The organism is Mycobacterium parmense (assembly GCF_010730575.1).
GTDB lineage: Bacteria > Actinomycetota > Actinomycetes > Mycobacteriales > Mycobacteriaceae > Mycobacterium > Mycobacterium parmense.
The window spans coordinates 4,341,460-4,368,345 of the sequence record NZ_AP022614.1; the positions used below are offsets into that span (position 1 = coordinate 4,341,460).

General features: G+C 68.2%; 21 protein-coding genes and 1 pseudogene. 6 read left to right on the forward strand and 16 right to left on the reverse strand.

Features of this window, described 5'->3' with window-relative positions; genetic code table 11:
- Positions 1 to 401: 401 nt before the first annotated feature.
- From G6N48_RS29055 to G6N48_RS20075, 13 genes and pseudogenes are all read right to left on the reverse strand, one after another.
- Positions 402 to 482: pseudogene (locus G6N48_RS29055) on the reverse strand (ESX-1 associated ATP-binding protein EpsI N-terminal domain-containing protein); the annotation flags it as partial.
- Between the two features lie 81 nt (positions 483 to 563).
- A complete protein-coding gene (locus G6N48_RS20020) occupies positions 564 to 851 on the reverse strand; it encodes a WXG100 family type VII secretion target (RefSeq protein WP_085270518.1) in 288 nt (95 codons plus the stop codon).
- Positions 852 to 887: 36 nt separating this feature from the next.
- On the reverse strand, positions 888 to 1,190 hold the full coding sequence (locus G6N48_RS20025; protein ID WP_085270519.1) for a WXG100 family type VII secretion target: 303 nt from the start codon (positions 1,188 to 1,190) through the stop codon (positions 888 to 890).
- A gap of 88 nt (positions 1,191 to 1,278) precedes the next feature.
- On the reverse strand, positions 1,279 to 2,487 hold the full coding sequence (locus tag G6N48_RS20030) for a PPE family protein (RefSeq protein ID WP_085270520.1): 1,209 nt from the start codon (positions 2,485 to 2,487) through the stop codon (positions 1,279 to 1,281).
- Between the two features lie 227 nt (positions 2,488 to 2,714).
- Positions 2,715 to 4,490 (reverse strand): type VII secretion protein EccCb, encoded by a 1,776-nt coding sequence (gene eccCb, locus G6N48_RS20035; RefSeq protein WP_085270521.1) that lies wholly within the window; start codon positions 4,488 to 4,490, stop codon positions 2,715 to 2,717.
- Entirely contained in the window at positions 4,487 to 6,727 is a 2,241-nt protein-coding gene (gene eccCa / locus G6N48_RS20040; RefSeq protein WP_085270522.1) for a type VII secretion protein EccCa, read from the reverse strand. The genes eccCb and eccCa overlap by 4 nt, the downstream gene beginning before the upstream one ends.
- The gene (gene eccB / locus G6N48_RS20045) at positions 6,724 to 8,172 is read right to left on the reverse strand and encodes a type VII secretion protein EccB (protein ID WP_085270523.1); all 1,449 of its coding nucleotides are present in this window, start codon (positions 8,170 to 8,172) and stop codon (positions 6,724 to 6,726) included. Before eccB ends, eccCa begins: the two co-directional genes overlap by 4 nt.
- Positions 8,173 to 8,175: 3 nt before the next feature.
- Positions 8,176 to 9,897, reverse strand: coding sequence for a type VII secretion AAA-ATPase EccA (gene eccA, locus G6N48_RS20050; protein WP_085270524.1), 1,722 nt, complete (start codon positions 9,895 to 9,897; stop codon positions 8,176 to 8,178).
- Positions 9,897 to 10,448 carry a hypothetical protein gene (locus tag G6N48_RS20055; protein ID WP_085270525.1) on the reverse strand — a complete coding sequence of 184 codons (552 nt, stop codon included), beginning with the start codon at positions 10,446 to 10,448 and terminating at the stop codon, positions 9,897 to 9,899. The genes eccA and G6N48_RS20055 overlap by 1 nt, the downstream gene beginning before the upstream one ends.
- A gap of 35 nt (positions 10,449 to 10,483) precedes the next feature.
- Positions 10,484 to 11,083: a hypothetical protein gene (locus G6N48_RS20060; RefSeq protein WP_085270526.1), complete on the reverse strand. Its 600-nt coding sequence runs from the start codon at positions 11,081 to 11,083 to the stop codon at positions 10,484 to 10,486.
- A gap of 31 nt (positions 11,084 to 11,114) precedes the next feature.
- Positions 11,115 to 11,954 carry an ESX secretion-associated protein EspG gene (locus tag G6N48_RS20065; RefSeq protein ID WP_085270527.1) on the reverse strand — a complete coding sequence of 280 codons (840 nt, stop codon included), beginning with the start codon at positions 11,952 to 11,954 and terminating at the stop codon, positions 11,115 to 11,117.
- A gap of 2 nt (positions 11,955 to 11,956) precedes the next feature.
- Complete coding sequence (locus G6N48_RS20070; RefSeq protein ID WP_085270528.1) at positions 11,957 to 12,274, reverse strand: ESX-1 secretion-associated protein; 318 nt, start codon at positions 12,272 to 12,274, stop codon at positions 11,957 to 11,959.
- A gap of 70 nt (positions 12,275 to 12,344) precedes the next feature.
- Entirely contained in the window at positions 12,345 to 13,667 is a 1,323-nt protein-coding gene (locus tag G6N48_RS20075) for an EspA/EspE family type VII secretion system effector (RefSeq protein WP_161494234.1), read from the reverse strand.
- Positions 13,668 to 14,152: 485 nt separating this feature from the next.
- Here G6N48_RS20075 and G6N48_RS20080 point away from each other — a divergent pair, with 485 nt between their 5' ends.
- The 3 genes from G6N48_RS20080 (at position 14,153) to G6N48_RS20090 (ending at position 16,603) form a co-directional block, all read left to right on the forward strand.
- Complete coding sequence (locus tag G6N48_RS20080) at positions 14,153 to 15,613, forward strand: EspA/EspE family type VII secretion system effector (protein ID WP_085270530.1); 1,461 nt, start codon at positions 14,153 to 14,155, stop codon at positions 15,611 to 15,613.
- A gap of 29 nt (positions 15,614 to 15,642) precedes the next feature.
- Complete coding sequence (locus G6N48_RS20085; RefSeq protein WP_085270531.1) at positions 15,643 to 15,963, forward strand: type VII secretion target; 321 nt, start codon at positions 15,643 to 15,645, stop codon at positions 15,961 to 15,963.
- Positions 15,964 to 16,309: 346 nt separating this feature from the next.
- Positions 16,310 to 16,603, forward strand: a complete 294-nt coding sequence (locus tag G6N48_RS20090) for a WhiB family transcriptional regulator (protein ID WP_085270532.1) — start codon at positions 16,310 to 16,312, stop codon at positions 16,601 to 16,603.
- 38 nt (positions 16,604 to 16,641) lie between these two features.
- Here G6N48_RS20090 and G6N48_RS20095 read toward each other — a convergent pair whose 3' ends face one another.
- Positions 16,642 to 17,091, reverse strand: coding sequence for a nitroreductase family deazaflavin-dependent oxidoreductase (locus G6N48_RS20095; protein ID WP_085270533.1), 450 nt, complete (start codon positions 17,089 to 17,091; stop codon positions 16,642 to 16,644).
- Between the two features lies 1 nt (position 17,092).
- Entirely contained in the window at positions 17,093 to 17,938 is an 846-nt protein-coding gene (locus G6N48_RS20100) for an NAD(P)H-binding protein (RefSeq protein ID WP_085270534.1), read from the reverse strand.
- Between the two features lie 112 nt (positions 17,939 to 18,050).
- Between G6N48_RS20100 and sigI the strand changes: the two genes are divergently transcribed.
- Positions 18,051 to 18,911 (forward strand): RNA polymerase sigma factor SigI, encoded by an 861-nt coding sequence (gene sigI, locus G6N48_RS20105; protein ID WP_085270535.1) that lies wholly within the window; start codon positions 18,051 to 18,053, stop codon positions 18,909 to 18,911.
- On the opposite strand, the gene G6N48_RS20110 is transcribed toward sigI, so the two are convergent.
- Positions 18,908 to 20,059, reverse strand: a complete 1,152-nt coding sequence (locus G6N48_RS20110; protein ID WP_179969889.1) for a MinD/ParA family ATP-binding protein — start codon at positions 20,057 to 20,059, stop codon at positions 18,908 to 18,910. The two genes, sigI and G6N48_RS20110, sit on opposite strands and share 4 nt — an antisense overlap.
- Positions 20,060 to 20,747: 688 nt before the next feature.
- On the opposite strand from G6N48_RS20110, the gene gltB reads away from it, so the two are divergent.
- Both gltB and G6N48_RS20120 read left to right on the forward strand, forming a co-directional pair.
- Positions 20,748 to 25,331 carry a glutamate synthase large subunit gene (gltB, locus tag G6N48_RS20115; RefSeq protein WP_085270782.1) on the forward strand — a complete coding sequence of 1,528 codons (4,584 nt, stop codon included), beginning with the start codon at positions 20,748 to 20,750 and terminating at the stop codon, positions 25,329 to 25,331.
- A complete protein-coding gene (locus tag G6N48_RS20120; protein WP_085270783.1) occupies positions 25,324 to 26,799 on the forward strand; it encodes a glutamate synthase subunit beta in 1,476 nt (491 codons plus the stop codon). Before gltB ends, G6N48_RS20120 begins: the two co-directional genes overlap by 8 nt.
- Positions 26,800 to 26,886: the final 87 nt, after the last annotated feature.

Here is a 26,886-nt window from a genome sequence, read left to right on the forward strand (position 1 = left end):
CCGCGCCGCGAAACCGCCTTGGGGAGGGCGTTGTTCGATGCGACTCGGTGGGCGATGGCCGGCTGTCGCGCCGGGTTCGCGGCCTTCGCCGAGTCTGTTCGCGGACGGTGTGGGAGCGAGGCACGGGGCGGCGCGTCCTCGCGGGCCCGCGGCGCCGCGCGATGGCTGTTGGGCGCTCCGGCATGTGACCGGATTTGTGGCGCAGCGGCTTTGCTGTCGCCGCGGCGCGCGTGTCGCCCCTGCTGTGCCGAGTCCCGGCTCGCCGTCACCGGACCTGGCGGTGGCGGTTCTGGGCGCGCCGGTGGTGTGTGCGGGGCCCAATCGACCGGGGGCCTGCTGTGGCCGTTGGACCGTGGTGCGCTCGCGGGCACGACCGACGGCGCGGACGGGGCATCAACGTCGTAACCAGTCTGGGCCATGGCATCTTCCGGGTCCTCCGCCCCGTCCGGGGTCTGGAAGAGCCGGTCATAGTCGGCCGCCATGCAACCCTTTCACCTCACCGCGCGAAGAAGCACGAGATGGGCAGGCCGCCCGATCCCGTGCTTCGCCGCTCTCCGCTTTTGCTATGTGAACATCCCGGTGACGCCCGACTCCGTCTGGGACATCGCCTGGCCGGCTTCGCTTATCCGCTGCGCGAGCGACTGCAACGAGGCGTTCAGCTCGGCCGAGGCGTCATCCCAGCGCCGCTGAACATCCTGGTAGGCCTCCGAGCCGCTGCCGCCCCACGCCGCGGCGAGGTTGGTCAGCGAGGTCTTGCCCTCATCGAGCAGTCCCTGGGTGGTCTGCACCGCGCCCTGGATCGCGCCCGAACCGGCTTCGATGCCGGCGAAGTTCCAATGCTGTTCTGACATTTGGTGCTCCTTTTCTTCTGCTCTGACCGAGTCGGTTCAGAAATTCATCTGGGACGACAGCGAACCGGCCTGCTCGTCGTCGGCCTTCGAGTACTGGATTCCGGCGCCCTGGATGTTCTGAGAAATGTCGGTGAGCGCCTTGATCTGCTGCTGCCCGGCCTCGTGGAAGCGGGCCAACGCTTGCTGTGCGGCGGCGCCCGCCTGGCCGCGCCAGTGGCTTGCCAACTCGCCGCCCGTGCTCTCCACGCCCCGGATGACCGTCTGAAGTTCGCTGGAAATCCGGTCGAAGTTGCTGGCCTCCGCGCGCAGGGTCGCGGCATCGGTCCTCATCTCTGCCATGCTGGTCTCTTTCCTTTTTGCTCTGTCCTCGCCAAGTGCTGGCAAGTCTTCCGGCCCCGGCGGCCGGGAAGTCTGTCGGCGTGGGTGCTCACCAATCGTCCTCATCGCCAACGTCGTCCGGTCCGTCGTGCGCGTCGGCGTCCGGGGCCAGCAGGGTCGGCGCCGCGAATCCCGTTCTGCTGCTGCCGCCGCCGGCCGCAGCGCCGGCGCCCATCATCCCCATCGGTGCGGCACCCCCGAGAGCCGACGACCCGGCGGCGGCAGCCGGCATGGCGCTCGCGGACGGCCTGTCGATCAGCTGGCTCATCATCGCCGTGCGAGCCGGGGACCCGCCCGCCCCGGGCAGCGCCTCGGCGTGCATCAATCCCATGCCCACGCTCGGACCCGCGCCGCCCGCCAGCGGATGGTTGGACAGCGGACCGGCGCCCAGGAGACCGAGTTGTCCGAGTCCCTCGCCGCCCGGCTCGCTCAGCGCGTCCGCCGCCGCGAGATCTTCCGGGGCTGCCGCGCCACCCGTGCTGCCGGCCTGGCTCGCCAACGCACCCACCTGCTGCAGCGGCATCATGAGCTGCTGCATCGGCCCGTTCAGCTGCCCCAATTGCCCCATCTGAGAGAGTATTTGGCCCACCTGCTCGTCGATCGGCAGTCCCGTGACCGGATTGGGGACCTCGTTCGCCAACTCGGCGAGCCGGCGCGAAGCCGATGGCGAGTATTCGGAGGCCACGTCCCAGAACCGGCCGAAGGCCTCGCTGACAGCCTCGCCCGCCTCGGGCTGCAGGATCGGCTTCACCGGCGGCAGCGGCTCGAAGGTGGTGTTGGCGACGGTCTCTGCCTGATAGATGTCCATGACACCGCCGGCCTGGTTCCACATGCGGACGAAGTAATCCGTCTCGTTGAAACCGATTGGCACAAGGTTGATGCCGAGGAAGTTGGTGGCCGTCAGGACCGCGTGAGTGACGTGGTTGATGGCGATCTCCGGCAGCGACGGTGTCATCGCCAACGCCTTCGTGTAGGACGCGGCCTGCGCCGTGGCCCGCATCGCGCGATCCCGCGCGTGCTGCGCCGCGGCCTGCAGCCAGGCCACCATCGGCGTAGCGGCGGAAATCGCGCGGTCGCTGCCCGCTCCGGTCCACGTTTCCTTCAGCGCGACCAGCTCAGCTGCCAATTCGGTCGCCTGCGTCTCGAGCGCGCTTCCCAACTCCTCCCAGCCGGCGGCGGCTTGCAGCATAGGTGCCGGCCCGGCTCCGGCCATCAGCCGGGCGGTGTTCAGCTCCGGTGGCATCGCGTGCCACAGCATCGTCGCCGGTCTCCTTGGTGGTCAGGGGATTTATGGGACATGTCCTATGCCGGGTGTGAAACCTGCACTGCGCCATCGCCGATAGCCGGGCAACCCTCCAAAAGCGTTAACGGGAACCGAATAGCGCGTGAACACGATCCGATTCCGCCACGGTAAGCAGGAACTCAACCGTCAATTCCGTTATCGCTCGCCGTTTTTCTGCTCCTTTGCCGGGCGACGGATCAATCCTAACCGTCCGTTGACGGTGCTGGATGCACTTCTTCGGGGGGATCGATGTAGGGAGCCTGGATGACCTCTTTGCCCTCCGGGGCGACCAGAAAAGCCTGGCCGGGCGGGCGGCGTTTGACTTGCAGTTCGCGCGACGGGAAGTCCTGCTTGTCGCCCGAGAGGAACAAGGTGGGAGCGCCCGCGCCGAAGGCGGCGCCGACGAACTTGTCCATGGTGGCTTTGTAGGCGTAGCTCATCTGGCACGTGACGATGATGTGCAGTCCGATGTCCGCCGCCGCCGGCAACAGGGGGGCCAGCGGTGCCATGGGCGGCATTCCGCCGGCGGCGCCCACGATCATGTGCCAGTCGTCGACCAGCAGAACGACATCGAATCCGGTCCACCACGAGCGCGACCGCAGCTGTGTGCTGGTCAGGTCGGCCGGCGGCAACCGCTTTTTCAGATTGGTCGCCAGCGCTTTGATCGCCTCGTCCAGGGTGGTGCTGTTGCGATTGATCGCCCCCGCGTCGAGCAGGTGGCTGTCCGGAACAGCGTCGAGCAATCCCGAGCGGTAATCGGCAAGCATGAATCGGACCTGCTGAGGACTGTTGCGGGCGCAGATGGCCCGGGCGACGGCATGGGCGGTGCTCGTCTTGCCCGACTTGGCCGCGCCGAAGATCAACAGGTGCGAGGTCGTGTACATGTGCGCGTGAGCGACCGACAGATCCCTCTCGCGCACTCCGATCGGGATCGTCCAGCGCGTCCTGTAGTCGGATTCCGGTCCGGGCGGGTCGGGGTCGAGCTCGTGCAGGTAGATGAGCTCCGGCAGCACCCGGACGCGTGGCGCCCGGTCGGTGTGCAGGGCGGCGATCTGATTCACCGCCGCCGTCATCGCCTCCACCAGGTTGTCCGCGCCGTGCACGCCGTCGAACCTCGGCACGCCGATCATCAGGTGATGCTTCTCCACCGACATTGCGCGGCCGGGCCGATTCGCCGGGATATCCCTTGTGGCGCGATCGATCTGCGTATCGTTGACGTCGCCGAGGCGGAACTCGATCTTGGTGCCCAGGTAGTCGCGGACCCGCGACTTCAATTCTGTCCAGCGTGGCGTGGTGATCACCATGTGGACTCCGAAAGCCAGGCCCTGCGAGGCCAATTCCTGCACCGGCGTTTCGAGCTCCGGGAACTCGCCGACGAAGGCCGGCCACCCGTCGATGACCAGGAAGACGTCACCGAAGGGGTCGGCCGCGACGGGATGACCGGGGTCTTCGCGCAACTGCCGGTACATCGCGATCGAGCCGATCCGGTGCTCCTTGAAGGTGGTTTCGCGCTGGCGCAGGATGGCCTGCACCTCGGCGATGACGCGCATGACGCGGTCGGGCTCCGAGCGGGTCGCCACCCCACCGACGTGCGGCAAGTTGTCGAGATAGATGAGCCCGCCGCCGCCGAGGTCGATGCAGTAGAACTGGACCTGGCGGGGCGTGTGCGTGGCGGCGGCCGAGACGACCAAGGTTTGCACCAGCGTCGACTTGCCGGTCTGCGGCGCGCCCCCGATGCCGATGTTGCCGCCGGCTCCGGATACGTCGACCCCCCACACTCCCTGCAGGTGCCGGCGCGGCTCGTCCATGATGCCCAGCGCAAAGCGCAGCGGTTGTCGGTCGTCGCGTTCGATGAGCTCGCCCAGCGGCGTGGGGTCCTTCAACGGCGGCAACCACATCTTGTACGCGCGCGATTCCGTTGTGCTGAGCTGATCGAGTACCACCTCGCTCAGCGCCCGCACTTTGGGTTCGACCGTCATGACGTCATCGACTCATCGAGGACCGGAGCGGCGGTGAACCGGCGAATCCGCAGCTTCTTGGGACCGGCGTGCGGGCCGGCACCGTTGCCGTCGGCGTCGATCTCCGCCCGCGCCGGTGCAACGTAGGGCGCGCCCGTGTAGAGGGTGCTGAATTTGACCGGGTCTTCCATGCCGACGCGCAGAAAGCCGACACCGCTCTCCTTGTTGGTGATGTACTGCGCTTCGGGCGTTCCGATCACCATCTTGGATTCGTGGGAGCTTGTGGTGCGCAACGCGATCCGGTATGTCAGGTTGGGCTCCAGCTTGTCGATGCGCGCGCCGCCCGTCTGCAACGACTGGGTGGCCAGCAGCAGGTGCACGCGCAATGATCGCCCGACGCGGCAGATCCGGTCGAAGAGGTTGATGAAGTCGGGGTGGCCCGAGAGCAGCTCCGCGAACTCGTCCACGACAACGAAAAGCGTCGGCAGCGGCGCCAACTCGGCACCGCGCTCGCGGTACTTCTCGTATTCGGCCACGCCGGAGAGCGCGCCCGTCGCACCGACCTTGATGCCGGCCTGGCGCAGCAGCGACTGGCGGCGGTCGAGTTCACCGGTGAGCACCTCACCCATGCGGCTGACGAGCTCGGCTTCCTCGGCCATGTTCGTGATCACCGCGGCGGTGTGCGGAAGCTTCTCCATTCCCAGAAACGTCGAGCCCCCCTTGAAGTCGGTGAGCAGCAGATTGACCTGATCCGGATGATGCGTGGCCACCAGCGACAGGATGAGGGTGCGCAGGAACTCGGACTTCCCGGACCCGGTGGTCCCGATGAGCATGCCGTGCGGCCCCGAACCGAATTCGGCGCCCTCCTTGATATCCAGGTACATCACGTTCCCGGTCTTGAGCTCGTGACCGAACGGGATCCGGAGGCGGTCACGATCCTTGTCGGTATACATGCGCCAGCGGGCGGGCGTCACCTCTTCGACGCTCTGGGCGTTGACCAGCTGATGCCACTCCGTCGCCACCTTCTTCTGAACGCCCACGCTTCTCTTGTCGACGATCGTCCCGGTGATCGACCACCCGGCCAACTTCCGGGCGATGCGGGTGGCCTGTTGCGGCGACATGTGATCGGTGTGCTCCGTCACCAGCCGGAACGACTGACCGGGCAGCCGGTCGTCGGCCGTGCCGTCGTCGGCCACCCTGATGCGGTAGTTCGAACCGCGGTGATTGCCCAGTGTGATCACCGTGACCCCGGCCCTGCCGTCCGGCGGGAAACCGGCCTTCCCGCCGGTCAGATCGAGCACCACGACGTAGGGCCCGCCCGGCAGCGAGTCGGGTGAGTGCGGACCTCGGGCGGCCAGATCGGTCAGGCCGTCCGGACGGCTGCTGATCATCCGTGAGAATCCGGCTCCGTCGGTGTCGGTCGGATGCGCCACGTGCGGCAGCCACTTCAGCCACGACCAGTCCGGGTCGTCCGGGTCCTCGGTCAGCACCCGCATCTGTAGCAGGTCCGGGGGATGGTAAACGGCGAGGTGGCAGATCATGGCGCGCAGCAAGCCGGCCGCACCTGCCGGGTCGCCGCCCACGGCGATCGTCGGGAAAGTGCGCAGTTGCAGCAGCTTCGGGCAATCGTGGATCAGCCCGTGCGTGCGCAGGAATTTGACCACCCACATGTTGGCGACCGGCTCCAGGTACGGCTGGGGCGCCGCGGAGGGCCCCGCCAGCTCGCCGCCGACGGAGGGTTTGATCAACCGGTCCACCGCCGGCTGGTCACCGGTCCCGATGCGGGTTGCCGCGTAGAAGTCGGCGGTGGCCGGACGGGACCACTGCCGGGGGGTGCCGATGATCGACAGGAGGTCGTCGGGATGCGGTGCGTGGTAACCGAAGAACGCGACCTGCGCTCCGGCCGATGCCGTCACCCGGGGACGCAGCCCGGCCAGGTAGCGCAGGTATTCCCGGCGGTCGGCGTTGATCTCCGGCACCTTCTTGCCGCCGCCTCCGCCACCTGCCATCATGCCCATCGACATCATGATCATCATCAAGGGCATCATCAGCATGTAGGGCGAAAGCGCCCTGGTGCCAGTGAAGATCATGATTGCGATCATGCCCACCATGCAGACGCCCATCACGTAGGGCAGGGCCTTCTGGATGCCCGACGCCGGTACGTCGACGCCGAGGTCCTCCGGCGGCGTGATGGTGATCTCCCCGGGCGTCAGCCGTGGGCCGCGCGTCATGGTGGGGGTGAACTTCTTGGTGGTCACGAGGACGCTCCGGGGGCACCGGCGGGAACCTTCCGCGGGCTCGGATCAGCCGGCAGCGTGTCGTGTTCGAGCAGCGCGGCCTCCTTGGAGAGCACCGGGCCCTCGACCAAAAGCCGAAGGATGTCCCATGGCGCGGTCTTGGGCGAACCGAGGCCCAGGGTCGAGGCGGTCTGCTGGCCGGGCAGCCCGTAACGCACGCCCTGCGGGTCGACGTAGTACAGCGACTCGCCGTACCGAGGGTCGGGTGACTGCACTTGGACGTATTTCCCGCCGTCGATGTAAACCGTTGCGCTGCCTTGGATCTGCTTGATGCCCGTGTTGATCGCCGACGCTGGGATGGGCAGGTGGCGCCCGGTCAGCACGGCAGTCTTCGGCGCCTGTTCGCCCGGCTTGCGTTCCCAGGTGAAGCACAGCGCGGGATCCTGTGGGCGGGAGACGATCTTGACCGCCTCGTCGGGTAGCGGAGAGTCGTACACCAGTTCCGGGAGGCCGATCACGATATTCGGGACCACCGCGGGGGGCGCGACCAGCCCGTACGATTGGATCGCGCGCAGCGCCGCGGCGGTGTTCGCGTTGACCGGCGCCACGCCGTCAGGCAGCACCACGAAGTAGCGGGGCCCGGAACTCGCGTGGATCTGAAGCACCGACCCGACCACCAATTCCTCCGGCAGGCCAAGGGTATTGGGTGACCCCGCGCCCGGGATCGGGGGGAGCCGCCAGGATCCGGCGTCGGGCAAGGCGTTGAACATCGCCGTGGACAGGGGGGCGGGCTTGGCGGTCCCTCGTATCCCCACGGCAAAGGTCATCGGGCGGTCCGCCAGGTCGGTGGCGTGCCGTCCGGCAGCGGTGATCACCCAGTCCTTGCCTTGGTAAGACGCCAGCAGGGCCTCGTTCTTGAGGATCGGATCGATCGACGAATCGATGGCCAGCGGCATCGCGATCACCGCTGTCTGCACGCCGGGACTGACGGTGTCGGGTCGGGTGAGGGTGTCGCACAGCGCCCACGCCGACGAGGAATCCGGCGAAACGGGCGTCGCATACGGTGCTCCCGGAATGCCGACCGTCTGTCCCCTGGGTATCTTGTTGAGCTCCGAGGATTTCACGGCCACGGGTTCGGCCGGGTTGCCCAGCACCAGGCGCGCCGAAGTCAGGTTGTACACGGGATGCAGCTCTCCCGAGACCATCAGGTACAGCTGACTGGTCGCGCGATCGACGAAAAGGTCTCCGCCGCCCAGCTTTCCCTGCGGCTTGAAATACGCCATCGCCAGGGCGCCGACCACGATCAGCACCGAGATCACCACACCGAGCGCCACCGAGCGGCTGTAGAACTGCAGCGGGTCGTCGAACATCCGGGTGTCCCGGCGCACGATGGCGTGCTCGAGCCGTCGCAGCAGAAAGCGCCAGCCGCTGACCTGGACTTTGGTGGTGAGCCGGAAACTGGCCATCGATCACCCGGTGATGTTCAGGCGTGCGTGCACGGCGGCGATCGCCTCCGCCATGTCCTGGCCGTTGATTTCGCGCAGCCGCTCCTCGTCGAGGCTCTCGAAGTCGACGGCCCGGGTCAGGCGGATGTCGCGGTACTGTTCACCGGCCTCCACCAGTTGCCTCGCGTAGCGGCCGTTCCCGGCGATGTCCAGCGCGGGTGTGCCACGCACCGTGCGCTGGCTCAGCAGCTTCGCCGCCTGCAGCAGATTGTCCGCAGCTTCCATGCTCAGCGCCGAGTCATTGGCTTCGGCAATGACTTTCGCGATCTCGAGGATCTCATCCGGGGAGTAGGACTCGAACTCGATCCGTGTGGCGAAGCGCGACCGCAGTCCCTCGTTGGTCTCCAGTAGCCGGTCGATGTCGGAGCTGTAACCGGCGATGATCACCACCAGCCGGTCGCGGTCGTTCTCCATCCGTGCCAGCAGGGTGTCCAGCGCCTCTTGCCCGAAGGGATCGGTTCGCCCGTCCCGCTCCTGCACCAGCGCGTAGGCCTCGTCGATGAACAGGACGCCACCCAGCGCGCGGTCGATCGTCTTGCTGGTCTTGACCGCCGACTGACCCTCGTACTCCGCCACGAAGTCTTTGCGCGACGTCTCCACGAGCTTGGGCTCGGGGATGACGCCGAGCCCCGCCAAGATGTTGGCGACGACCCGCGCGATCGTCGTCTTGCCGGTACCGGGCGGCCCGGTGAAGATCATGTGCTTGCTCGGCTGCGCGACCTTCATGCCGCGGGCGGCGCGGACCTTCGCCATCTGCGTTGCCGCCCGGTAGCGCTCGATCTGCTCCTTGACCCGGCCGAGGCCGATCTGTCGCTCCAGCTCGGCTTCGGCCTCGGCGAGCAGCTTGTCGCGGCCGGAGGTGTCGGCCACCACCGTGGAAGCGTCCCAGGGATCGGTGCGGGCCGAGATCTCATCGGCGCTGGTGACCGCCAAGCGATAGGCCGGATCCTTCAGCGCCGCCGCGACTTTGGGCTCGGGGTGAGTTGTCTGCAACCACTCCAGAAGCGCCACCGCGGCTTCTTCGTTGCCCTGACTGCGGCGCGCCATCGCCAGATACCAGGCGATGGCCTTGGCGCATGCCTCGGCCGCCGGAGTGGCGTTGGCCTCCGTGAGTCGGCGTTCGGCCTCGGTGAACAGGCCGAGGTTCGCCGCCGCCACCCCGTGCGCGACGCCGGCCGCGGCGGCCAGGAACGCGTCCGGCCACCTTCCGGCCCCCCTGACCTCATCGATGACGTCCGTCCAGCGCTGTGCCTCGCCGTAAATGACCGCCTTGACCCAGGAGACCAGGTGCTCGGCACCGGTGACGGATGTGCCCTCGAGTGCCTCCATGGCGTCCGCGTGATTGCCCTGTGCCGCTTCGCTGACCGCGAAGCCCATGGTGATCGCCAGCGGCGAGCTGACCGGGTAGCTGATGTCGCCGTAGGGGCCGCCGATCGGCACCCTGGCGGCCACGGCGTTCATCGAGAGCTGGGCCGCGCCCGCGAGTTGACCGAAATGGGTTCGCGAATACCACGCGCGGAACAGCGTGTAGCGGTCGGTGTCGCCGCAGCGGATTCGGCCGACCCACGCGTCACATGCCGACTCGTCATAGTTTGTGATCTCGGTGAACAGCTCGAGGGCTCGGGCTTGCGAGATCGGGAGCATGCCGACGGCGCTCTCGAACAGACCGGCATGGCGATCGCTCATCACTGCGCCTGGTACCGCGTCGCGAACACCCGAGCCTGTGTCTCGGACGCCTGTTGCGGCGAAGGCAATTCCATGCCGTTCTCCAGCACGTCACGGATGGCTGCGGTGTCGTCTGCCCCCAACTCCCGCATGCTCTCCAGCAGGAACTCGTGCTGGGCTGCCTGCCCCTTCTGCCGGGCCAGGTGCGCCAAGACCATGATCTCCTCGGCGAGCTGGGATTCGGTCATGTTCGTCACCCTGCCCGACAGGGTCACCTGGTGGATTCCACCGTCCACGACCGCCGACACCGCCACCGTGCCGGCCGGATTGGGCACGGTGAACAGCGATTCGGCGTCCTGCTCGTCCTCGCCTTCGATGGCTTCGGCGGGCGCGCTCACAGCCGCGAGGTCGGTGGAGAGCTCCCCGGACTCAGCGGGCACGTCGGCGCGCCAATCGTCGGCGCCGGCCGAATACTCGCCGTCGTCTTCGTCGGACACCGGTGCGGTGGAGCCGGAGAAGTCAAGGGCGGCGGCGAGATCGTCATCGTCGCTGTCGAACGGATGCTGGGGCATGGTGTCTTCTCTCGGACGAATGGGGGACCGATCGCTCAGTGATCGGTCGCGTATCGGGTGGCGAACACTTCCGCCTGCGCCGCCTCGGCTTGCTCCGGCGTCGGTAGACCGATGCCGTTTTCCATGAAGTCACGCAGAACCTCGTTGCGGTCCAGGCCCATCTGGCGCATGGTTCCTGCCAGGATCTCGTTCTCCAGAACGTAGTCGTGCTGCCCGGCTAGCCCCTTCTGCCTGGCCAGATCCGCGAGAACCAGGATCTCCTCGGCGAGCTCGTGCTCGGTCATGCTCGTCACCTTCGCCGACAGCTCCACCCGCTGCGTCCTGCCGTCGATGAGCGCCGACACCGACACGGTGTCTGCAGGGTTGGCGACCGTGAAAGTCTGAACGGCTTCGCCTTCGTCCTCTTCCTCTGGTGCCGAGGCGCCGGCCTGTGCGTGAATGGCGTCCAGCTCACTCTCGTCGGCGGGCTGGGCAGGCACGTATTCGTCCAGGGCGTCGACGGCTGACTCGTCACCGCCGTCATGATCGACGCCGGAGAAGTCGAGCGCGTCCGCACCGGCGTCGCCGTCGCGGTGAGTGTGGTCGGGCTCGTAGAAATCAAGGGCGTCGAGATCGTCGCGGTCGTGTGCGGGCATGGTGTCCCTTTCTGTGTCGGTGGCTTCGCGCTCAGTGCGCAGGGGAGGTCTCGGGGTGGTCCAGCCAGGCTCGCGCGGGAAGGAACTCCAGCAGGGCGTCAAGAGTGCGCTGCAGGTTCTCCTGGGTGCCGGACAGGAAGCTGCCATACAGTTCGCCGCCGACGCGGCGCGGCAGCGACACCAGCCGGCCGTATGCGGAGTCCAGCACACCGGCGGCGACATCGGTGTGTGTGCACGTCCCGCCTGAATGACGTTGTCCGGCAACGATCTCGACCCATCCACTCGGGTCGGCGATGATATCGGCATAGATCCGGGCCGATGTTGCGGCGAGGCCGTACTGCGCCAACTGGGCTGCGGTGGTGCACACCGACAGCTCGGCAGCCACGCCGGTCAGCGGTTCCACGCGCGCCGCGTCGGCGGGACCCAGGACGGCGGTGACCATGCCTGCCAGGCTCACCTGCGGAGCCACCATCTGGAGTACCAGCAGGTCGCCGTCGCGCGCGGCGATGACATGGCGTTCGTCCTTGCGGCACACCACGAATCGGATCATCACGCCGCCGGCGTCGCGCCGCCACCACCGGCATTCCAGGGTTCGGTCCGGCCTGCCGAGAGTGTCGACCATCGCCGCTACCGTCGGGTGCGGCTGCCCGTCTTGGTCCAGCACCCCTTGCGCGATCAGGTCCCGCTCCACCTGCCCCCAGACCAGGTTGCGCAGGTCTTCCTGGGGGATGTTCGGCCGAATCCCCAGCGCCGCAGGGAATTCAACCAGGTGCAGTCGGTCGGCGATCACCAGCATGCCGTCGACGGTCACCTCCACGCCGACGACATCGTCGACGAGTCCCGCGCGGCCGCCATTGAGGGGAACGGACATGATCAGCGCCGTTCGTGTACCTGCTTGTTGAGGTTCTCGCTGGTGTCCTGGTCGACGCCCGTGTAGGTCTGGGCGGCCGTGCGCAGCTTCGCCGCGAGGTCCGAGGCGGCGGTCGCGATGTTGTTCGCCGCGCCGCGGCGCACCCCCTCGGCGGCGGTGGCCGCGCTGTTCGACACGCCGCTGATCACGCCGTGCGTCACCCACACCGCGGTTTCGATGCCGGACGCCGCCGTGGCCGCGTCGCGGGCCTTACTCGACGCATCGTCTTGCTTCTTGGCCAGTTTCTCGAGGTAATCGGGGGTGATGGCTAGGTTCGCCACGGGGTCTCCTCCACGCTGGGTATACGCTGAAAACAACTCGGGCTCGTCGGGATCCGGACCGCGTCCCGCATCACACGAAACGTTCCGACTGCGACGTGCCCGATTGGCCGCCGCCCGCGAGATCGACGGGCGCGCGCTCGGCGCCGTCGGTGTTGATGCCGGCCCCGGCGCCCTCGGCATCGTCGGCGAGCGCAGCCTCCGCCGGCGCGGCGCCCTCGGCGGCGGCATCCTCGGCGGGCGCCGCGGCCTGCTGGCCCTGCTGGCCCATCGACGAGACCTGCTGAACCGACCCCATGGTCTGATTCACCAGGTTCATGTGCTGGGAAATGTGTCCGGACATCTTCGCGGCCTGCCCTGACGCCGCGCTCACCTGCGCCAGGGTGGGTGGTGTGAATGCCGGGGCGGCCCCGGTGTCCGGAACCCCGGGTGTGCCCTCCGGGATGCCGTCCGCGGGGGGTTCCTCGAGCGCGGTCATCTTCGCTTGCGCGTCGGCGGCGGCGCCTTCACCCGCGGTGCCTGCCATCCGGGCCAACGAGGAGACGGTCGGCATGTTGGCGAACGCGGACATGCCGGCCATGCTCTCGGAGATGGCCGTGAAGCTGGTGAACGTCGATTGCTGCGCGGCGGCCACCTCGATCCGGGCGAACGCCGCCGACAGTGTTGCGTTCTTCTGCACGTCGCCGTACTCGAGGGCCAGCGCGTTGATCTCGTGACCGAGCGACATCGAGTTGGCCAGCGTGAACATCTCGAACGCCAGGACTGTCGCGCATGCCGCGAAGGCGGCGACGATCTGCCATGCGCACGAAATCTCTGCTCCCACAATGGGAATCATGTAGAGCACGAGCGCGATCCCCTGAGCGACGACGAGCGCGAACAACGTCACCGAGATAGCCGTGTGCGCCTTCTGCACCTCGGCGCCCTGGTTGGCCACGAGGGCTTGCATTTGCTTGTCCAGATCTTTCATCGTCTCGACGAGGGCTTGCAACGCCGCGAGCTGGGCGGTGTAGGCCTTCGCCGCGTCACCGTCCCAATCCCGCGGGTCGACGACGGCCGCCTCGAGCTGCAGCTTGACGTTGTCGAGTTTGTCCACACCGCTGGTGAATGAGCCCCCCTTGTCGGGCGGCCCGAAGCCGTTGAAAAGGTCCACCACCGAGACCACCACCATCGTCACGTCGATAATGGCCGTCGGAGTCGGCAAGACACTTTTTCCTGACTTGGCCAACGCGTCCACGAGGGACTTCCATTGGCCCTTCGCGTACCACATCGCCTTGCCGGCAAGCGCGCCGAGGTTGGCTCCAAGGCCCACCCAATCCTCTGCGTAGCCGGCGCTACCCGCACCCCCCAGCCGCTGGAAGCAGTACGCCAGGTCATGAATGCCTGCTAAACGACTCACCGCGGTGCATCCCTTCGCGCTCGCTGATTTGTGCACCGACCTCGTGCACGGTGTTTCGAGCCTAACAGCGACCCGGCCTGGCAGAGTGCACGAATTTTCAAGCGGGCCAGTAGCTTCGACCGCTCCGGCGGGAGGCGCCACCGCAACATTGCGCAACGGTGGCCGCGCGGTGAACATCCGGGCTCGGGCGCCCGTTGACCGGGCCTCGGCCGTGCCGTCACGCGCCGGCCGGCACGGTTGACGCCCGGGTGGCCAGGTGAAGCGCGCCGATGCGCCAATCCAATTGGGGCCGAGCGGTTTCGACTCTGCCGCGCGGTTGCGCACCGAAATCGCCCTCGTCGCATAGTCGCACGACCATCTCCGGCGTGTGCAGACAGCGGGCCGCGCCACCGCGGCAACGGCGCAAAAAATGGTGCGGTGGGGCCGGTGAGCGCGGTGTTACGCTCCCCGAAACGCCCTTTCCGGCTCTCAGGAAGGTCAAAGCCGTGGTGAATTGGCCCGCGCTCTTCAAAACGGTCAGCGATGCGAAGTCTGTCGTCGGCATGGCCGGCGGGCTGGGGAAGAACGTGTACGCGAAGGATTGGGAAGCGGTTGGAGTGGGCAGCTTTTCGACCGCCGCCAGCCTGACCAGGATGGGCGTCAAGAAGTGGGCGGACCAGGGGATAAAGAATTTCAAGCCCGACGATTTCGTCTGGAATTCGGCGCGCGATACGCTCTCGCAAAAGGAGCGAAACGCGGCGGGCTTGAAATCGATCCAAGATAAGTATGAGAAATGGACCAGAGGTGCGGAAATCATCGAGTGGGCCATCTTCATCATCACCTTGGAGGAATTCACATTCGGCCCGGGCGGCAGTCCCGTCAAGGGAGACAAGTTCGGCCCCACCGGCGCCGCTTACCCGCTGGGTCAGGCCCTTGACAAAGTGGGGAGCGCACTCCCGGACGGAAGATGGCAGGGCAGTGCGGCGGATGCCTATGCCGCACGCAACAAAACACAGCAGGAGCGCATCAGGAAACTGATGGATGACGATGTGACCACGAAGAAGCTGATCGACGACACCGCCGCCAAGAACAAATACTATCGACAGCAAATCGCCATCACCAAGGACGGCTTGGGTGGGTGTATTTTCGTCGCCGTCGCGCTTTATGCCTGGAAGCCCGCGGCTTCCTACATCTTCCAGTTGTCGGTATCGGCGGCCGCGCTCGCCGGCGTCAACTACATGGTGGGCGACATGGCAACGTATTCCCGCGACCACACCGCGGCCGGGGCGCAGGCGGTCATCCAGAGATACAAAGATATGGCGGCGGCCATCTTGGCCGACCTGGAGGCGCTGGGCGCGAAGGTCCCGGACGGATTGAGCCTGGCTTTGCAGACGGCGCCGCCTTCGGGTGCTCCGAGCTTCGAGGACATTCTCAAGATGGGCATGGCGTCGCAGACAGCGGCTGAGTCCTCCCATCAGGGCCCACTGGCCGCGGTGAGCTCGCGGAGCGCCCGGGGCGATGGCACAGCTCGGTATGGCGGAGACGACCTGTACGACGGGCCCGCAGAGCCGACTGAACAAGAATCGCCGGAGACCGCTGCGCCGCAGGCGCCGGCCGGCCCGGGGTGGGCGATGCCGACGTTGAGTCAGGTGGCAGCGGTCTCGGCGCGAGGGGCGACGATGTCCGGCCAGATGTCTCAACACATGAACCTCGTCAACCAGACAATGGGATCGGTACAGCAGCTCGCCACGATCGGCCAGCAGGGCGCGGCGGCAGCGCCCCCGGCCGAGAGGGCCGCCGATGCCGGGCCGGCAGAGACTGCCCCCGCCGAACCCGTGTCGGCGGACGCGGCCGACGGTGCGGCCCCGGGCGCCGAACCGGCCGAGCGCGCACCCGTCGATCTCGACGCCGCGACGGCCGGCGCCGATCAGGGCACAAATCCCGACCCGGCTCGGCGCGCCCTGTGACGCGCGTGCGGCAATGAAGGAGCACACCCGTGGCGAATCTGGCCGTCGACCCGACCTACCTGGAATTTCTGGCGTCGAAACACGATGACGAGAAAACCGGTGCGATCAACGATCTCAAGCAGGCGGAGATCGCGTCCTCCGGGTTCGCCTGGGACCTGTGGTGGACACATGGTCCCGTCTGCACCGAGGGCAACAAGGCCATGCACGAGCTCGACATCTTGCGCAGCGCCGTGCTGGTGGGTTTGGAGGCGATATCGGCTGTCCTGGCTGCGGGCCTGCGTGCCGGCGCTCAGGCGTACGTGAGCACCGACGAGCAGGGCGGGCAAAACCTCGGCACACAGCTGGTGTGACCGCCGGATCCGATCGGGCTTGCGCCGCCTCGAGAGACGACACGTTGGCCCGCGGCGTGCCGAGTGAAGCCGTTGCGCGAGTCGGCATTTGGGGATGCCGGCTCCGCTTGCCGTGCGAAGAACCCGCCACCGCGGCAAGAGACCGGTCGTTTGGTAGGCAGTTGTTCATCCCGCCGACACGCGTGAGTCGTTTGGAGGTGACAAGCTCCGCCTGTTATCGCGGATGATGCGCGCCAGGTAATCGTGTGTGTGGGGTCTCCAACTGTGGTGTTGCGACAGCTAATTGGTGACGGACTCGGGGCCGTCGGCCAAAATTCCGCGGCGCCTGTCGAGGGAAAGTAGGCCTATGACCGCCGAAGCCGACGGCGGGGGGGTTTGGCGGGGTGCCTGTGTGCGCGATCCGGATCGCTGGACCACGGCTCCCGACGCCGAGGCCAAAGCCTTGTGCCGGGTTTGTCCGCGCCGATGGCTCTGCGCCCGGGAAGCATGCGAGCTGCCGGGCGCGGAAGGATTGTGGGCCGGCGTGGTGATCCCGGAGGCGGGCCGAGGACGCGTCTTCGCGCTGCAGCAGTTGCATTCCCTGGCCGAGCGACACGGATACCCGGTGCGCGGCCGAAGGGGTACGGCAAAAACGGCCTGACTGCGACCGTTCGCCGGCCCCCGGGTGCTACCGATCAGCTACGGCACAACGGCGGGCTCGAACCGGAAGACGGCGAGCCGGCCGGCCAGCGCCTCGAATTCGTCGGCGCTGCCGTCGCGCACCAACCCGGAGCGTTTGGCGAACGCCACCCCCACCGGCACCTCGGTGGAGAACGCCCGCAACACCGGCCGGGCTTCTTCGGCGTTGAGTTCGACGATCCGGACCGGTCGCGATCGCCTGCCCCGCGCGAGCGTGCCGCGGCCCGCGGCGCGGGCGTTCGCCGCCCAGTCGGCGCCGGGATAACCGGCCACCACATAGAGGCCGCCGCGGAATTCGAACGGGGTCATCGGCGTGCTGCGCGGTCGGCCCGATTTGCGGCCGGCCACGGTGAGCACCATCGCGGGGCCGGTGGGGATGCCGAGGCGTTGCACGGCCATCATCACCTTGTTCATCGGCTTGAGGTAGCGCGGCGGGCGCAGTTCGGACATGTCAGGCTCCTTGCCCGTCGAACAGGTTGCGGTGCGCGGCAACCCACTGCGCGAAGGGCAGCGCCGGGCGGCCGGTGATCTTCTCGACGTCGTGGGTCACCGGGGCGGGCCTGTCCAGCGTTGCGGACAGCATCGCGGCGTACGCGTCGGCGAAATCGGCCGTGAAGCCGATGCCGATGAACCGCCGCCGCACCGCATCCATCGGAATCTCCCGGTACCGCAGCGGGCGGTCCAGGACCTTTCCGATCGTCTCGACGAGCTCGGTGTTGGTCAAGGCCTGCGGACCGGTGAGCGGTATTCGTTGTCCCACATGTTCGTCGGTGAGCAGCGTGTGCGCCGCGACCGCCGCGATGTCGCTCTCGGCGATGGGCGCAGACGACGACCCGGCGCAGGGCCCCGCCACCACGTCGCCACCGCGGATCTGCGCCGACCACATGCCGGCGAAGTTGCTCGCGAAGACCGAGGGCCGCAGACTCACCCAGGCCAGCCCGGAGTCGACGGCGAGCTGCTCCACCTCCTTGTTGCGGTCGCCGCGGAATCGGGAGGGCTGGCGGGAGAAGTCGTCGTCGGCGTTGATCGCCGACAGGGCAACCAACTTCGTGACGCCGGCGCGCACGCATCCGGCCACGAAGCCGGGCAGGCCCTCGCCGAGTGCGCGGGAGTTGAGGAACACCGCCGTCGCGCCCGGCAGGGCCGCCCCCGCCGAGCCGAGCACCTCGACGGGGGTGGGGAACCCGGCGCGGTCGGGGTTGCGGCTCACCGCCCGCACCCGGGCGCCGGCGGCGACGAGCTCGGCCACCAGCGGGCGCCCGACGTTGCCGCTGGCACCCGTTACGACGATCGTCATGAATCTGCTCCTTCCCGGAGTTCTGTGCTTGCTCCACCAAGGACGGCGCGGAAGGTGAGAAAGTTACGCAAGCAACCCGTAACTTTTCGCACCGTCGGATCGTCGAAGATTCATGAACAAGTCGCCGTCAACCCAGGACCGCCTCAGCGAGGCCTGGCGCCGAAACCACCCGTATCTGATCAACCTTGCCTATCAAATGCTGGGCGATGTCGGCGCCGCCGAAGACGTTGCGCAAGAGGCTTTTCTGCGGCTGTCGCATGCCCTCGGCAGCGGCGACATCGGCGACGTGCGTGGCTGGCTGACCGTGGTGGCAAGTCGTCTGTGCCTCGATCAGGCGCGGTCTGCCCGCGCCCGCCACGAGCGGGTGGGCGACGTCGGCGAGCAGTGGGCGTCGCGCCGCCCGGGCCCCGCCGAGCGCGTCACCCTGGACGACGAGATCCGCTCCGCGTTGCTGGAAGTACTGCGCAGGCTCAGTCCCGCCGAGCGGGTGGCCTTCGTGCTGCACGACGTGTTCGCTGTCCCGTTCGACACGATCGCCGAGACCGTCGGCCGCCCCGCCGGAACGTGCCGCCAGCTGGCGCGACGGGCGCGCGCGAAATTCGTTGCGGCCCAACCCAAGCTGACAGAGGTGTCCGCATCGGAGCATCAACTGGTCACCGAGAGGTTCATCACCGCCTGCGCCAACGGCGACATCGACGCGCTGATCGCCGTCCTGGACCCCGCGGTCTGGGGGGTGGGCACACTGCTCGCCGAGCCCGCGCCGCCGCCACAGGTCAATCACGGACCGCGGGCGGTGGCCACCAATCTGCTGGTCTATCTGGGCCCCGGCGCGACGCTGGTGAGCGGGCCCGCCGGGCAACCGGTGGTGCTCGCCTTCGCCAACCGCCGGCTGTTCGCGGCAGTCGTGCTGACCGTCATCGCCGGCCGGATCACCAAAATCGAGGCGCTCGCCGACCCGTCGGCGCGGTTTTAAGGCCGTCTGCCGCGGGCGCGGTGGGGGCGCGCCGCGAAATAGCCCGCCACGGTGGCGGTGACCTGGAGGAACTTGCGTCGCGTCGCCGGCGCCATCTCCCGGCTGACGTCGATGACGCCGCCGGGCCGCAGATGGGGATCGAAGGGCACCTCGACCACCGGCTGCCCGTGATCGATGAACTCGCGTGCGAGCAGGTTCTTGGTGCGTTTGTCGGCGTGCCCGTCGGAGTCGTTGAGCACGACGATGCTGTTCTGCAGCAGGTGCGACATCCCTTGGTCCGACAGCCATTCCATGGTGCGGGCGGCGGCGGACGCCCCGTCGGCCCATGGTGAGGACACCACGATCAAGGCATCCAGGTCGCGCAGGACTTCCTGGGTGACCGGCGCGTCCATGGTCGACCCGCAGTCGATGACCGAGATCGCGAAGTGGCGGTCCAGGCGCAGCGCGGCCTCGCGGTAGATCGCGGGATCGAGCACCCGACGAGGGCCGGCCGCCGGCTCGCCGCCGAGCACGTACAACCCGGCGGAGTTGCGGCCGACGCGGGCCACCACGTCACCGAAGGACTGCAGGTTCTTGTCGGCGGTCAGCTCCCAGAACGAGCCGGCCGAGCCGGGGTCGATCCGGCTGGCGAGCCTGCCGAACGCGGTGTCGGCGTCGATGGCGACGACATGGTCGTGCCTGCGGAGCTCGGCGAACAGGGACCCGACGCTGGCGGCCACCGACGTCTTGCCGACGCCGCCCTTGCCCAGCACGCCGACCTTGAAATTGCCGTGCAGGTCGGTCCGTATCGCCGCCTGGAATCCGGCCTCCTCGAGTTGCGCCGGTGAGGGACCGGGATTGACCAGCCCGAACGTGGCCAGGCGCAGGAGGCGGCGCCATCCGCGGCCGGCCGCCGCCGGCTCGTGTGGGGGCCGCACGGGGAGGGGCGGCGGGGGCGGGACTGCAGGGGCGGCCGGCTGGGGCCGGACTGCCGCGTGCGGCGGCGGCGAGGGCGGCCCCGCGGGAGCGGGGCTCGGGGCGCCCGGGCGGGGGCGGGGGTCGGAACCGGGCGGGCCTGCCGCGGGCGGGGCGGGCGGGCCTGGCGGGGTGGCCGAGCCGGGCCGGTCACGCTGCAGGCGGTCGCGCAGGAATTCGTCGCGCTCGTTCATGGGCTCCTCGTCGGCCCTCCTCCCACGCCAGGGCATCGATCGTCGCTCCTGCGGTGGGTCCGGGGCAAATTCGTCGAGTGATGAGCGCCACGGCCGCCGTGCCGACGACGCCCGCCGGCCACTGCCGGCGACGGTGCCAGCGGATCTGCCACAGCGGCCGCGCAAACTCGCCGACGGCCCGTTGAGGTCACGCCGCACCGCCGCAGGTCGCGCGCTGAGCACGGCGCCGCGCGGTTTCGGCCGCGTCGGCGGTGCGCTTCGGCCCGAGGCCGTGGCAAAGGTTCTCCGGCGGCTGAATCACCGGCTGACCCGGCGCCGCCGGTCGCGGCGCGGGTACAGTATCGTTGTCGAAAAGTCCTCGTCGGGGGCGTCGGCGGCCGCTGGTCGCCGCCAATTTACGGTGTCGCCGGTTGGCGGTTAGACTTGACCAAGTTGGCATGTCAGGCGGGTATTGTCATATCGTTTTACGACTTGTCGAGACCGGTTCCAAGCCACCGTTCAGCGCTGCACGGACGATCCCCCCACCGGACCATGTCCGCCCGGGGGACAGCCTAGTCGACAAGGCCGAAGGGGCCTAAGCCCGCAACCTCTGGGTGCGGCCTCCTCGAACCGCTCGTGAGGGCCACGGAAGGGCCACGGAAGGGCCGCGTAGGGCCGCTGGAAAGTTCTGGTGAAGGGTCAGGTGCATATGACGCCCAAGCGCGTCGGGTTATACAACCCCGCGTTCGAGCACGATGCGTGCGGGGTTGCCATGGTCGTCGACATGCACGGCCGTCGCAGCCGCGACATCGTGGACAAGGCAATCACCGCGCTGCTCAACCTCGAACACCGCGGTGCTCAGGGCGCGGAGCCGCGCAGCGGTGACGGCGCCGGCATCCTCATCCAGGTCCCGGACGCCTTCCTGCGCGAGGTCACCGACTTCGAGCTGCCCGCGGCGGGTGAGTACGCCACCGGCATCGCGTTCCTGCCGCAGTCGTCCAAGGACGCCGCGGCCGCCTGCTCCGCGGTGGAGAAGATCGCCGAGTCCGAGGGCCTGACGGTGCTGGGCTGGCGCAACGTGCCCACCGACGACTCGTCGCTGGGCGCGCTGTCGCGCGACGCGATGCCCACCTTCCGGCAGGTCTTCATGACGGGGGCCTCCGGGATGACGCTGGAGCGCCGCTGTTACGTCGTGCGCAAGCGTGCCGAGCACGAGCTCGGCACCAAGGGTCCCGGACAGGACGGCCCTGGACGCGAAACCGTTTATTTCCCAAGCCTTTCCGGTCAGACAATGGTCTACAAGGGCATGCTGACCACCCCGCAGCTCAAGGCGTTCTACCTCGACCTGCAAGACGATCGGATGACCAGCGCGCTGGGCATCGTGCACTCGCGCTTCTCCACCAACACCTTCCCCTCCTGGCCCCTGGCGCATCCGTTCCGCCGGGTGGCCCACAACGGGGAGATCAACACCGTCACCGGCAACGAGAACTGGATGCGGGCCCGCGAGGCGCTGATCAAGACCGATGTCTTCGGCTCGGAAGCCGACGTCGAGAAGCTCTTCCCGATCTGCACGCCGGGCGCCTCGGACACCGCGCGTTTCGACGAGGTGCTCGAGCTGCTGCACCTCGGCGGACGCAGCCTGGCGCACGCGGTGCTGATGATGATCCCCGAGGCCTGGGAACGCAACGAGTCGATGGACCCGGCCCGGCGGGCCTTCTACCAGTACCACGCCTCGTTGATGGAGCCCTGGGACGGGCCCGCGTCGATCACGTTCACCGACGGCACCATCGTCGGCGCCGTCCTGGACCGAAACGGCTTGCGCCCCTCCCGGATCTGGGTCACCGACGACGGCCTGGTGGTGATGGCTTCCGAGGCCGGCGTGCTGGACCTGGACCCGGCCAAGGTGGTCCGCCGGATGCGGCTGCAGCCGGGCCGGATGTTTTTGGTGGACACCACGCAGGGACGCATCGTCGCCGACGAGGAGATCAAGGCCGAGCTCGCCGCCGAACACCCCTACGGGCAGTGGCTCGACCAGGGACTGGTTCCGCTGGGCGATCTGCCGCAGGGCGACTACGTGCGGATGCCCCACGACCGACTCGTGAAGCGGCAGCTGGCGTTCGGCTACACCTACGAGGAACTCAACCTGTTGGTCGCGCCGATGGTGCGCACCGGCGCCGAGCCGATCGGATCGATGGGCACCGACACCCCGGTCGCGGTGCTCTCCGAGCGTCCGCGGATGATCTACGACTATTTCCAGCAGCTTTTCGCTCAGGTGACCAACCCGCCGCTGGACGCCATCCGCGAGGAGGTGGTGACCAGCTTGCAGGCCGTCACCGGCGGCGAGGGCGACCTGCTCAACCCGAACGAGCAGTCCTGTCATCAGATACACCTGATGCAGCCGATCCTGCGCAACCACGAGCTGGCCAAGCTGATCAACCTCAACCCCGACGACAAGGTGGGCGGGCGCCCACACGGCATGCGCTCCAAAGTGATTCGCTGCCTGTACCCGGTAGCCGAGGGCGGCGCCGGGCTGGCCGCGGCGCTCGACAGGATCCGCACCGAGGCGTCCGCGGCGATCGCCGACGGCGCGCGGGTGATCATCCTGTCCGACCGCGAGTCCAACGAGCAGATGGCGCCCATTCCGTCGCTGCTGGCGGTCGCGGGGGTGCATCACCACCTGGTGCGCGACCGGACGCGCACGCACGTCGGCCTCGTCGTCGAGACCGGTGACGCGCGCGAGGTGCACCACATGGCCGCTCTGATCGGCTTCGGGGCCGCGGCGATCAACCCCTACCTGGTGTTCGAGTCGATCGAGGACATGCTCGACCGGGGCGCCTTCGAGGGCATGGACCGCCACGCGGCGCTGAACAACTACGTCAAGGCCGCCGGCAAGGGCGTGCTGAAAGTGATGTCCAAGATGGGCATCTCGACGCTGGCGTCCTACACCGGCGCGCAGCTGTTCCAGGCGATCGGCATCAGTCAGGACGTGCTCGACGAGTACTTCACCGGCCTGAGCTGCCCGACCGGGGGCATCAACCTGGACGACATCGCCGCCGACGTCGCCACCCGGCACAAGCTGGCCTACCTGCACCGGCCCGACGAGCGCGCGCACCGCGAACTCGAGGTCGGCGGGGAGTACCAGTGGCGCCGCGAGGGCGAATACCACCTGTTCAACCCCGAGACGGTGTTCAAGCTGCAGCACGCGACCCGCACCGGGCAGTACAAGATCTTCAAGGAGTACACGCGCCTGGTCGACGACCAGAGCGAGCGGATGGCGTCGCTGCGCGGCCTGCTCAAGTTCCGCGGGGACCTGCGGCCACCGGTTCCGATCGAGGAGGTGGAGCCGGCCGCCGAGATCGTCAAGCGCTTCGCGACGGGCGCGATGAGCTACGGCTCGATCTCCGCCGAGGCGCACGAGACGCTCGCCATCGCGATGAACCGCCTGGGTGCGCGGTCCAACAGCGGTGAGGGCGGCGAGCACGTGAGCCGGTTCGACCCGGATCCGAACGGCGACTGGCGGCGCAGCGCGATCAAGCAGGTCGCCTCCGCGCGGTTCGGCGTCACGTCGCACTATCTGACGAACTGCACCGACATCCAGATCAAGATGGCACAAGGCGCCAAACCCGGTGAAGGCGGCCAGCTCCCGGGGCACAAGGTGTACCCGTGGGTGGCCGAGGTGCGGCACTCCACGCCCGGCGTCGGGCTCATCTCGCCGCCTCCGCACCACGACATCTACTCCATCGAGGATCTGGCGCAGCTGATCCACGACCTGAAGAACGCCAACCCGTCGGCGCGGGTGCACGTCAAGCTGGTCTCCGAGAACGGCGTCGGCACGGTGGCCGCCGGTGTGTCCAAGGCGCACGCCGACGTCGTGCTGATCTCCGGCCACGACGGCGGCACCGGAGCGACCCCGCTGACGTCGATGAAGCACGCCGGGGCGCCGTGGGAGCTCGGGCTGGCCGAGACGCAGCAGACGTTGCTGCTCAACGGTTTACGCGACCGCATCGTGGTGCAGGTGGACGGCCAGCTCAAGACGGGCCGCGACGTGATGATCGCCGCGCTGCTCGGCGCCGAGGAGTTCGGCTTCGCCACCGCCCCGCTGGTGGTGGCCGGCTGCGTCATGATGCGGGTGTGTCACCTGGACACCTGCCCCGTCGGGGTGGCCACGCAGAACCCGCTGCTGCGCGAGCGGTTCTCCGGCAAGCCCGAGTTCGTCGAGAACTTCTTCATGTTCATCGCCGAAGAGGTCCGGGAGTACATGGCGCAGTTGGGCTTCCGCACGTTCAACGAGGCCGTGGGCCAGGTGAGCGCGCTGGACACCACGCTGGCGCGCGCGCACTGGAAGGCCCACAAGCTGGACCTGACGCCCGTGCTGCACGAGCCCGAGTCGGCGTTCATGAACCAGGACCTGTACTGCAGCTCGCGCCAGGACCACGGCCTGGACAAGGCGCTCGACCAGCAGTTGATCGTGATGAGCCGCGAGGCCCTGGATTCCGGCAAGCCGGTGCGTTTCACCACCACGATCAGCAACGTCAACCGGACCGTGGGCACCATGCTGGGGCACGAGGTGACGAAAGCCTACGGCGGCCAAGGCCTGCCGGACGGGACGATCGACATCACCTTCGACGGGTCGGCGGGCAACAGTTTCGGCGCCTTCGTGCCGCAGGGCATCACCCTGCGCGTCTACGGTGATGCCAACGACTACGTCGGCAAGGGCCTGTCCGGCGGCCGCGTCGTGGTGCGGCCGTCGGACAACGCGCCGCAGGACTACGTCGCCGAGGACAACATCATCGGCGGCAACGTGATCCTGTTCGGCGCCACGCGGGGCGAGGCCTTCCTGCGCGGCGTCGTCGGCGAGCGGTTCGCGGTGCGCAACTCCGGGGCCCACGCGGTGGTCGAGGGTGTGGGCGATCACGGATGCGAATACATGACGGGCGGGCGGGTGGTCATCCTGGGCCCCACCGGCCGCAACTTCGCGGCCGGCATGTCTGGCGGCGTGGCCTACGTGTACGACCCCGAGGGCGCGTTCCCGATGAACCTCAACGGCGAGATGGTCGAGCTCGAGACCCTCGACGAAGACGACGCAGAATGGTTGTACGACATGATTCAGGCGCACGTCGACGCCACGGACTCCGCCGTGGGTCAACGGATCCTGGCCGACTGGCACGAACAGCAGCGGCACTTCGTCAAGGTGATGCCGCGCGACTACAAGCGCGTGCTGCAGGCGATCGCCGAGGCCGAGCGCGACGGCGTGGACGTCGACAAGGCGATCATGGCGGCCGCGCATGGCTGACCCGACCGGCTTCCTGAAATACACGCATCGGGAATTGCCGCAGCGCCGGCCTGTCCCGCTGCGGCTGCGCGACTGGAACGAGGTCTACGAGGACTTCGACGAGGAGTCGGTGCGCGAGCAGGCCACCCGCTGCATGGATTGCGGAATCCCCTTCTGCCACAACGGGTGCCCGCTGGGAAACCTGATCCCGGAGTGGAACGACCTCACCCGTAGGGGTCGCTGGCGCGACGCGATCGAGCGACTGCACGCCACCAACAACTTCCCGGACTTCACCGGCCGGCTGTGCCCCGCGCCGTGTGAGCCGGCGTGCGTGCTGGGCATCAACCAGGATCCGGTGACGATCAAGCAGATCGAGCTCGAGATCATCGACCGGGCCTTCGACGACGGGCTGGTGGTGGCGCTGCCCCCGGACGAGCTGACCGGCAAGAAGGTCGCCGTCGTCGGGTCGGGCCCGGCCGGCCTGGCCGCCGCCCAGCAGCTGACCCGCGCAGGGCATGCGGTCACCGTCTTCGAGCGGGCCGATCGCATCGGCGGGCTGCTGCGCTACGGCATCCCGGAATTCAAGATGGAAAAGCGCGTCCTCGACCGCCGCCTCGAGCAGATGCGCGCCGAGGGCACCGAGTTCCGGGCGGGCGTCAACGTCGGAGTCGACATCACCGCCGAGCAGCTGCGCGCCGAGTTCGACGCCGTCGTGTTGGCCGGCGGTGCCACCGCCTGGCGGGATCTGCCCGTACCCGGCCGGGAACTCGACGGGATCCACCAGGCGATGGAGTTCCTGCCGTGGGGCAATCGCCAGGCGCTGGGCGAGCTGGGCGCCGACGAGGTGGACGCGGACGGCCAGCCGCCGCTGACCGCCAAGGGCAAGAAGGTGGTCATCATCGGCGGCGGTGACACCGGGGCCGACTGCCTGGGCACCGTGCACCGGCAGGGTGCGACCGCCGTGCACCAGTTCGAGATCATGCCGCGTCCGCCGGAGATGCGTGCGGCGTCCACCCCGTGGCCGACGTATCCGCTGATGTATCGGGTGTCGTCGGCGCACGAAGAGGGCGGCGAGCGGGTGTTCTCCGTCAACACCGAAGAGTTCATCGGCCGGGATGGGCGCGTGACCGCCCTGAAGGCGCACGAGGTGACCATGCAGGACGGCAAATTCGTCAAGGTCGAGGGATCCGATTTCGAGCTCGAGGCCGACCTCGTCCTGCTGGCGATGGGTTTCGTCGGCCCGGAGAAGGAGGGCCTGCTCACCGACCTGGGCGTCAAGCTGACCGACCGCGGCAACGTCGCGCGCGGCGCCGACTTCGACACGTCGGTGCCCGGTGTCTTCGTTGCTGGGGACATGGGCCGCGGCCAGTCGCTGATCGTCTGGGCGATAGCTGAGGGCAGGGCCGCGGCGGCCGGTGTGGACCGGTATTTGATGGGGTCAACGGCCCTGCCGGCACCCGTCAAGCCGACTGCCGCCCCACTTCAGTAATCACATCAGTCACATGAGAAACACGCGGGGGCGAATTCGGCGAGTCTGCCACGGTTTGCCAGAAATTGGTGTCTAATACTTTTCTGT

Coding starts and splice junctions, on each gene's coding strand:
- G6N48_RS20055 (WP_085270525.1), bottom strand. CDS start 10,448: ATGCCCCAGCATCCGTTCGACAGCGACGATGACGATCTCGCCGCCGCC.
- G6N48_RS20090 (WP_085270532.1), top strand. CDS start 16,310: ATGACCGCCGAAGCCGACGGCGGGGGGGTTTGGCGGGGTGCCTGTGTG.
- eccA (WP_085270524.1), bottom strand. CDS start 9,897: ATGAGCGATCGCCATGCCGGTCTGTTCGAGAGCGCCGTCGGCATGCTC.
- G6N48_RS20100 (WP_085270534.1), bottom strand. CDS start 17,938: ATGACGATCGTCGTAACGGGTGCCAGCGGCAACGTCGGGCGCCCGCTG.
- gltB (WP_085270782.1), top strand. CDS start 20,748: ATGACGCCCAAGCGCGTCGGGTTATACAACCCCGCGTTCGAGCACGAT.
- G6N48_RS20120 (WP_085270783.1), top strand. CDS start 25,324: ATGGCTGACCCGACCGGCTTCCTGAAATACACGCATCGGGAATTGCCG.
- G6N48_RS20030 (WP_085270520.1), bottom strand. CDS start 2,487: ATGCTGTGGCACGCGATGCCACCGGAGCTGAACACCGCCCGGCTGATG.
- G6N48_RS20020 (WP_085270518.1), bottom strand. CDS start 851: ATGTCAGAACAGCATTGGAACTTCGCCGGCATCGAAGCCGGTTCGGGC.
- sigI (WP_085270535.1), top strand. CDS start 18,051: ATGAACAAGTCGCCGTCAACCCAGGACCGCCTCAGCGAGGCCTGGCGC.
- G6N48_RS20095 (WP_085270533.1), bottom strand. CDS start 17,091: ATGTCCGAACTGCGCCCGCCGCGCTACCTCAAGCCGATGAACAAGGTG.
- G6N48_RS20065 (WP_085270527.1), bottom strand. CDS start 11,954: ATGTCCGTTCCCCTCAATGGCGGCCGCGCGGGACTCGTCGACGATGTC.
- G6N48_RS20060 (WP_085270526.1), bottom strand. CDS start 11,083: ATGCCCGCACACGACCGCGACGATCTCGACGCCCTTGATTTCTACGAG.
- G6N48_RS20025 (WP_085270519.1), bottom strand. CDS start 1,190: ATGGCAGAGATGAGGACCGATGCCGCGACCCTGCGCGCGGAGGCCAGC.
- eccCb (WP_085270521.1), bottom strand. CDS start 4,490: ATGACGGTCGAACCCAAAGTGCGGGCGCTGAGCGAGGTGGTACTCGAT.
- G6N48_RS20110 (WP_179969889.1), bottom strand. CDS start 20,059: ATGAACGAGCGCGACGAATTCCTGCGCGACCGCCTGCAGCGTGACCGG.
- eccB (WP_085270523.1), bottom strand. CDS start 8,172: ATGGCCAGTTTCCGGCTCACCACCAAAGTCCAGGTCAGCGGCTGGCGC.